Origin of the sequence: Propionicimonas sp. (genome assembly GCF_047606205.1) — a bacterium.
Lineage (GTDB): Bacteria > Actinomycetota > Actinomycetes > Propionibacteriales > Propionibacteriaceae > Propionicimonas.
Window position 1 is genome coordinate 23,996 of record NZ_JASGES010000252.1, and the last position, 6,960, is coordinate 30,955.

Consider the following 6,960-nt stretch of genomic DNA (forward strand, 5'->3'; position numbering starts at 1 on the left):
GGGTCGGCCTCCGACGCCACGCCCGGGAAAGGCTCCTCCGTGCTCAGAACTCGACCTCGCCGGTAACCGGATCGATCCCGTCAGGCACGTCGGAGGCAGCACCCACCCCCAACTGGGCGAGGATCCGGCGCTCGATCTCATCGGCGACCTCGGGGTTGGCCTTCAGGAAGTTGCGTGCGTTCTCCTTGCCCTGGCCGAGCTGGTCGGCCTCGTAGGTGAACCACGCGCCCGCCTTGCGGATGATGCCGCAGTCGACGCCGAGGTCGATCAGGCTGCCCTCCCGGCTGATCCCCTGCCCGTAGAGGATGTCGAACTCCGCCTGCTTGAAGGGCGGAGCCACCTTGTTCTTCACGACCTTCACCCGGGTGCGGTTGCCGACCATGTCGGAGCCGTCCTTGAGCGTCTCGATGCGACGCACATCCAGTCGCACCGAGGCGTAGAACTTGAGCGCGCGGCCACCGGTGGTGGTCTCCGGCGAGCCGAACATCACCCCGATCTTCTCGCGCAACTGGTTGATGAAGATGGCCGTCGTGTTGGCCCCCGACAGCGCACCGGTCATCTTGCGCAGCGCCTGGCTCATCAGGCGGGCCTGGAGGCCGACGTGGCTGTCGCCCATCTCACCCTCGATCTCCGCACGCGGGGTCAGCGCGGCCACCGAGTCGATGACGATCAGCGCCAGAGCCCCCGAGCGGACCAGGGTGTCGGCGATCTCGAGGGCCTGCTCGCCGTTGTCGGGCTGGCTGACCAGCAGGGCGTCGGTGTCGACGCCCAGCTTCCCCGCGTAGTCCGGATCGAGCGCGTGCTCGGCGTCGATGAAGGCGCAGATGCCGCCCGCCGCCTGGGCGTTCGCGATCGCGTGGAGGGCGACCGTGGTCTTGCCGCTGGACTCCGGTCCGTAGACCTCGATCACCCTGCCCCGGGGCAGACCACCGATGCCGAGCGCGACATCGAGCGCGATCGACCCGGTCGGGATCACCTCCATCGGCTGGCGGGTCTCCTCACCCAGCCGCATCACCGAGCCCTTGCCGTGCTGCTTCTCGATCTGGGCGAGCGCCGCCGCGAGCGCCTTCTCCCTGTCCGCTACCGCCATCTGTCGCGTCCTCTCCCTCGGGCTGTCCGTTCCGTCGCCATCACCCTAGGCACCGCCACTGACAACCGGTCAGGTGCGGGTGTTGGTGTGGAAAGCTCCACGTCCGCCGGGCAACTGTCCACAGGCTAGCCGAACAGATGTTCGATATGCACCCGACACGCCAGGCGTGTTCAGCGGTCCCGCGCAGGCAGTTCGAGGGCCTCCCAGGCCGCCAGCCAGACGTCCTTGCACGGGACGCCGCCGGCGAGCGCCTCGCTCACGGTGCGGTGGCCGAGGCGCTCCAGAACGACCGTGTCCGACCACATCAGGGAGTAGGCGTCACCGAGGTGGCCCGCCAGCCGCGAGCGCAGCTCCGCCTCCCGCATCCGGGATCAGGCCGCGGCGACGTGCGGGCTGCGCACCGGCAGCGCCGTCACTCCGGCGTGCCCGTCGAGCTTGTCCGACACCTGCCGCAGGACCTGCGACAAGGGCACGTCCAGTGCCGTGCAGATCGCGTTCAGCAACTCCGAGGACGCTTCCTTCTGGCCGCGCTCCACCTCGGAGAGGTAGCCGAGGCTGACCCGGGCCTTCCCGGACACCTCGCGGAGGGTGAGGCTCGAGGACGTGCGCAGCTCACGCAGCGACTCACCGAGCACCTCACGCATCAGCGCCGGACGCTCGCGCACTTCCTGGATCATGGGTCGACTCTACCTGTCCCGCCGAGTCCGAACCCGGCGGTGGTACAACGCCACGCGGGCGCGGCCTTGTTCCCCGGCCAGGTCAGGATCGGCGTCCGCCGCGCCCGGCCCGCGCGTCGGCGCGCAGCCGCAACGCGTCCCGCACGTACATCACGCCGGTGACGAGGGTCAGCACGAGCGCCGCCCCCATCACGAGCCAGGCCAGCCAGAACCAGAACGGGAGCACCTCGCGGGTCTCGGGCATCGGGTACGGCAGGAACATCAGCAGCGCGATCGACTGCAGGACGGTCTTCAGCTTGCCGCCGGCGGCGGCCGCCATCACCTCGTACTTCAGCATGGCCGCGCGCATCCAGGTGATGCCCCACTCCCTGGCGAGGATCACGATCGTGATCCACCACGGCAGCTCGCCGAGAATGCTCAGCGAGATGAAGGCCGCCCCGGTCAGGGCCTTGTCCGCGATCGGGTCCCAGATCTTGCCGAAGTCGCTGACCAGGTCGTAGCGGCGGGCGAGCTTCCCGTCGAACAGGTCGGTGAGGATCGCCACTCCGAAAGCGAGCGTCGCCGCGAGGCGCCAGCCGAAGTCCGCCGGGTGCGCGAACAGCACCACCAGGAAGACCGGAACCAGGATCAGCCTCAGCACGGTCAGCGCGTTCGGGAGCCACGCCGGCACGCCCACCGTGGCATGCTGCGCAGGTTGCGTCATTGCCCCTCCACCTTCACGACGAGATCCACCCCATCCGTCGCCGTGACCCTACCCCAGACCAAGGCTCCCGTGACCAGATCGTTATCTACTCCTTCGAGAGTAGTACTGCCGTCGGTCTCCGGACCCTGGTGCAGGGATCTTCCGGACGCCTGCCCGCGGTGCACCGCCTCGACCAGCACCTGCACGCGCTCCCCGATACGGTCGGCGGCCCGTTGCGCCGACACCTCGTCGACGAGCGTGGCCAGCCGGTCGACCCGCTCGTCGATCACCTCCGGGTGCACCTTGCCGGGCAGCGTCGCGCCCTCGGTGCCCTCCTCGTCGGAGTAGCCGAAGACGCCGACGGCGTCGAGCCGCGCCTCGGAGAGGAAGGACGCCAGGACGTCCACGTCCGCGTCGGTCTCGCCGGGGAAGCCGGTAATCACATTGCTGCGGACCCCGGCATCGGGCCGGACCTCGCGGATGCGTCGGAGAAGGTCGAGAAAGGACCGGGCGTCGCCGAACCGGCGCATCCGTCGCAGGACCGGCCCGGAGGCGTGCTGGAACGGCAGGTCGAAGTAGGGCACGACGCGGGGCAGTCCCAGCATCGCCTCCAGCAGAGTGGGCCGGACCTCGGCCGGCTGGAGGTAGGAGACCCGGATCCAGTCCAGGCCCTCGACGGCGTCCAGGCCGACCAGCAACCGTTCCAGGTTCGTGCCGGTGTCCTTGCCGTAGGCGCTGGAGTTCTCACTGACCAGCACGACCTCCCGCACGCCCTGCCCGACCAGCCAGCGGGCCTCGGCGACCACCTCGTCCACGGACCGGGAGAGATAGGAGCCTCGGAACATCGGGATCGCGCAGAACGCGCAGCGGCGATCGCAGCCGGAGGCGATCTTCACGGGGGCGGAGGCGCCACGGGCCAGCCGGTAGCGGGGAATCCAGCCGTGGCCGGGGACCGAGACCTCTGCCGCCCGTGCGGGCCTGGCTGCCGGCGCGACCGGGAGCAGGGCCCGCCGGTCGCGCGGGACGTGCGCCTCGGCGTGACCGCCGGCCAGGATCCACTCCAGCCTCTCCGCGATCCGCGGGTAGGAGTCGAAACCGAGCACCGCGTCGGCCTCCGGCAGCGACTCGGCCAGTTCGCGGCCGTACCGCTCGGCCAGGCAGCCGACGGCCACCACGGCCCTGGTCCGGCCCTTGCCCTTGCGGTCGGAGGCGTCCAGGAGGGTGTCGATCGAGTCCTTCTTCGCCGCGTCGATGAACCCGCAGGTGTTCACCACGATGGCCGTGGCCTCGTCGGGGTCGTCGACGAGGGCGAACCCGCCCGCGGCCAGCCGACCGGCCAGTTCCTCGGAGTCGACCTCGTTGCGCGCGCAGCCGAGGCTGATCAGGTGCACCGGGGTCGGACTCACCCGAGCCACGCTACCCCACGAGCCGTTCGCCGGCCGCCCCACTCCCTCACCCGGCGCGGAGCGCCTCGAGGACCTCGTCCAGGTCGTCGGGCTTGACCAGCACCTCACGTGGCTTGGAACCCTCGCTCGGACCGACCACTCCCCTGGTCTCGAGGATGTCCATCAACCGCCCGGCCTTGGCGAACCCCACCCGCAGCTTGCGCTGCAGCATCGACGTCGATCCGAGCTGCAGGTTGACGACCAGCTGGGCCGCCTCGAGGACGAGCTCCAGATCGTCGCCGATGTCCTCGGCGACCGCCTTGCCGGAGTCGGCCGGGGCCGCGACGTCGTCCCGGTACTGCGGGGCGAGCTGGTCGGAGACCTGCTTGACCACCGCCCGGATCTCCGCCTCGGTCACCCATGCCCCCTGGACGCGCAGTGGCTTGGACTGCCCCATCGGCAGGAACAGTCCGTCGCCCTGGCCGACCAGCTTCTCCGCGCCCGGGGTGTCGAGGATGACCCGGGAGTCGGTCATCGACGAGGTCGCGAACGCGAGCCGGGACGGCACGTTGGCCTTGATCAGGCCGGTGACCACGTCGGTGGAAGGACGCTGCGTCGCCAGCACGAGGTGAATGCCTGCGGCCCGGGCGAGCTGGGTGATCCGGACGATGGAGTCCTCCACGTCGCGGGGCGCGACCATCATCAGGTCGGCCAGCTCGTCGACGATCACCAGCAGGTACGGGTACGGCGCGAGCACGCGCTCGGATCCCGGCGGCAGCTTCACCTGATCGGCCCGGACGGCCTTGTTGAAGTCGTCGACGTGCCGGAAGCCGAAGGCGGCCAGGTCGTCGTACCGGGCGTCCATCTCACGCACCACCCACTGCAGGGCCTCGGCGGCCTTCTTCGGGTTGGTGATGATCGGGGTGACCAGGTGCGGGATGCCCTCGTAGTGGGTCAGCTCGACCCGCTTGGGATCGACCAGCATCATCCGGACCTCGTCGGGGGTGGACCGCATCAGGATCGAGGTGATCATCGAGTTGACGAAACTCGACTTGCCCGAGCCGGTGGCGCCGGCCACGAGCAGGTGCGGCATCTTGGCGAGGTTGGCCACCACATAGCCGCCCTCCACGTCCTTGCCGAGGCCCACCGTCATCGGGTGGTGGTCGTTCCGGGCCCGGGAGGAGCGGAGCACGTCGCCCAGCGAGACGATCTCCTTGTCGGCATTGGGGATCTCGATGCCGATCGCCGACTTGCCGGGGATCGGCGAGAGAATCCGCACGTCGGCGGACGCGACGGCGTAGGCGATGTTCTTGCCCAGCGCGGTGACCTTCTCCACCTTCACCGCGTTGCCCAGCTCGACCTCGTACCGGGTCACCGTCGGACCCCGGGTGTAGCCGGTGACGGTCGCGTCGATCTCGAACTGGCGCAGCACTCCGGTGAGGCTCTGCACGACGGCGTCGCTGGCCTGGCTGCGCGCCTTGGGAACCGTCCCCGCCTTCAGCAGCGACGGATCGGGCAGCGCGTAGACGATGTCGCCGGAGATCGGCGGCTGCTCCGCGCGCAGGGGTCCGGCAGAGATCACGGGCGCCTCGAGCGGCGGCTGGACGGCTTTCGCGGGCTTCGGCGCCGGCGTCGCCGCCAGGGCGATCGTCAACTCCCCGGCGGGGTCGGGTTCGGGCTCCGGCTCGTCGACCAGCGGGGTGTCGTAGGCGCGGTGCTGGGTCCCGTACTCGATCTCCGGCTTCTCCGGCCGGCGCAGGCGCTCGCGGAGGGCCGCCGCCCTGGCGCGGAGTTCGCTCATCGGGATGCCCGCGATCACCAGGGTGCCGAAGCCGGTCAGGACGACCAGGATCGGCACCGCCAGCCAGACCGTGAGCAGGTCCACGGTCAGTGAGGACGAGATGAAGCCGAGGAACCCGCCGGCCTCACGCACCAGCGCGGGCTGCGAACCGCGGGGCAGGCCCCTGTTGATGTGGATCAGGCCGAGGATGCCGAAGAGCGCCGCCGTCCAGCCGACGGCCTGGCGTCCGGCCGAACCGTGGCGCTCGGGGTGCCGGAGGGTGCGCCAGGCCATGCCGAAGCAGAGCACGGGGACGACGTAGGAGAACGAGCCGAACAGCGTCGTCACGGCCAGCTGGACCCCGTTGCCGGTCGCCCCGGGAAGGCCGATCCAGAACTCGCCGGCGACCAGCAGGCCCACCAGGAGCAGCAGCAGGCCGCCGCCGTCGTGGCGACGTTCGGGCTCGAGGTCGCGCACGGACGGCGGGATCACGCGGGCCGCGGAGCCCACCACGGTGGCCAGCCCACGCCAGACCGCCGCGATGCCGCGTCCGAGCCCGGAGAGGAATCGGCTCAGGCCCGACTGTTCCGGCTGGGTGCGCGCGGACGTGCGGGATGCAGGTTTCTTGCTTCCGGTGCTTCGGGAGGCGCTAGTGCGCGTGGACGCGCTGCTGCGGCTCCGCGAAGGGGAAGACGCGCGGGTCGCCATGAACCGAAGGCTAGGCCATCGACTCCGCGATGCCGAGTCCCCACGCCGATCCCCGGCCACGAAAGAAGCCCTGTCCTGCCGCGTGGCCGGACGGTTCTCCCGCACCGGCACGAAGGAACCGTCCGCTCGCGCCGTGGTCGGGTCAGGCGCGGAAGTGCTGCCAGCCGGCGGACGGTCCGGCCCACGGGCCGCCGTCCACGAGGACCTCGGGAGCGCCGTCGAGGACGTGGCCGATCACGATCCAGCCGGAAGGGACGCGGTCGGGGTCGAACGCGCCGACCAGCGCGTGGTCGTCCCCGCCGGTGAGCTGGAAGGCCAGCGGGTCTCCCCCGCCGATCGCCGCGGCGACGGCTTTCTGCGGTTCTGCGATCTCCAGCGCGGAGGTGGTCACGTCCAGGGTCACCCCCGACGCCCGCGCCACATGGCCGAGATCGGCCAGGAGGCCGTCGGAGACGTCGATCAGGGCGGACGCACCGGCCTCGGCGGCGACCCGGCCCTGCCCGTAGGGCGGCTCGGGAACCCGGTGTGCGAGCACCACGGCCCTCGGCGAGCGGAAGCCGCGGGCCAGCACGGCGACGCCCGCGGCCGCCCAGCCGAGGCGTCCGGCCATCGCCAGGAGCTGGCCCGGGCGGGCGCCC

6 protein-coding genes and 1 pseudogene are annotated in these 6,960 nt (G+C 70.9%); all 7 read right to left on the reverse strand.

Annotation, left to right across the window (positions count from 1 at the left end):
- Positions 1-43: 43 nt before the first annotated feature.
- The gene (gene recA, locus QM633_RS15725; protein WP_415154733.1) at positions 44-1,090 is read right to left on the reverse strand and encodes a recombinase RecA; all 1,047 of its coding nucleotides are present in this window, start codon (positions 1,088-1,090) and stop codon (positions 44-46) included.
- Positions 1,091-1,260: 170 nt separating this feature from the next.
- Positions 1,261-1,455: a DUF3046 domain-containing protein gene (locus QM633_RS15730; RefSeq protein ID WP_415154735.1), complete on the reverse strand. Its 195-nt coding sequence runs from the start codon at positions 1,453-1,455 to the stop codon at positions 1,261-1,263.
- Positions 1,456-1,461: 6 nt separating this feature from the next.
- Complete coding sequence (locus tag QM633_RS15735) at positions 1,462-1,767, reverse strand: helix-turn-helix domain-containing protein (RefSeq protein ID WP_415154737.1); 306 nt, start codon at positions 1,765-1,767, stop codon at positions 1,462-1,464.
- An 82-nt stretch (positions 1,768-1,849) separates the two neighbouring features.
- Positions 1,850-2,470 (reverse strand): CDP-diacylglycerol--glycerol-3-phosphate 3-phosphatidyltransferase, encoded by a 621-nt coding sequence (gene pgsA, locus QM633_RS15740; protein ID WP_415154739.1) that lies wholly within the window; start codon positions 2,468-2,470, stop codon positions 1,850-1,852.
- A complete protein-coding gene (gene rimO, locus QM633_RS15745; protein ID WP_415154741.1) occupies positions 2,467-3,855 on the reverse strand; it encodes a 30S ribosomal protein S12 methylthiotransferase RimO in 1,389 nt (462 codons plus the stop codon). Before rimO ends, pgsA begins: the two co-directional genes overlap by 4 nt.
- A gap of 46 nt (positions 3,856-3,901) precedes the next feature.
- Positions 3,902-6,322 (reverse strand): DNA translocase FtsK 4TM domain-containing protein, encoded by a 2,421-nt coding sequence (locus tag QM633_RS15750; protein WP_415154743.1) that lies wholly within the window; start codon positions 6,320-6,322, stop codon positions 3,902-3,904.
- Between the two features lie 142 nt (positions 6,323-6,464).
- Positions 6,465-6,960: pseudogene (locus QM633_RS15755) on the reverse strand (thiamine-phosphate kinase); the annotation flags it as partial.

What these genes read in the sequence shown, in the direction of transcription:
- QM633_RS15730 (WP_415154735.1), bottom strand. Translation starts at nt 1,455, where the DNA reads ATGCGGGAGGCGGAGCTGCGCTCGCGGCTGGCGGGCCACCTCGGTGAC.
- recA (WP_415154733.1), bottom strand. Translation starts at nt 1,090, where the DNA reads ATGGCGGTAGCGGACAGGGAGAAGGCGCTCGCGGCGGCGCTCGCCCAG.
- QM633_RS15735 (WP_415154737.1), bottom strand. Translation starts at nt 1,767, where the DNA reads ATGATCCAGGAAGTGCGCGAGCGTCCGGCGCTGATGCGTGAGGTGCTC.
- QM633_RS15750 (WP_415154743.1), bottom strand. Translation starts at nt 6,322, where the DNA reads ATGGCGACCCGCGCGTCTTCCCCTTCGCGGAGCCGCAGCAGCGCGTCC.
- pgsA (WP_415154739.1), bottom strand. Translation starts at nt 2,470, where the DNA reads ATGACGCAACCTGCGCAGCATGCCACGGTGGGCGTGCCGGCGTGGCTC.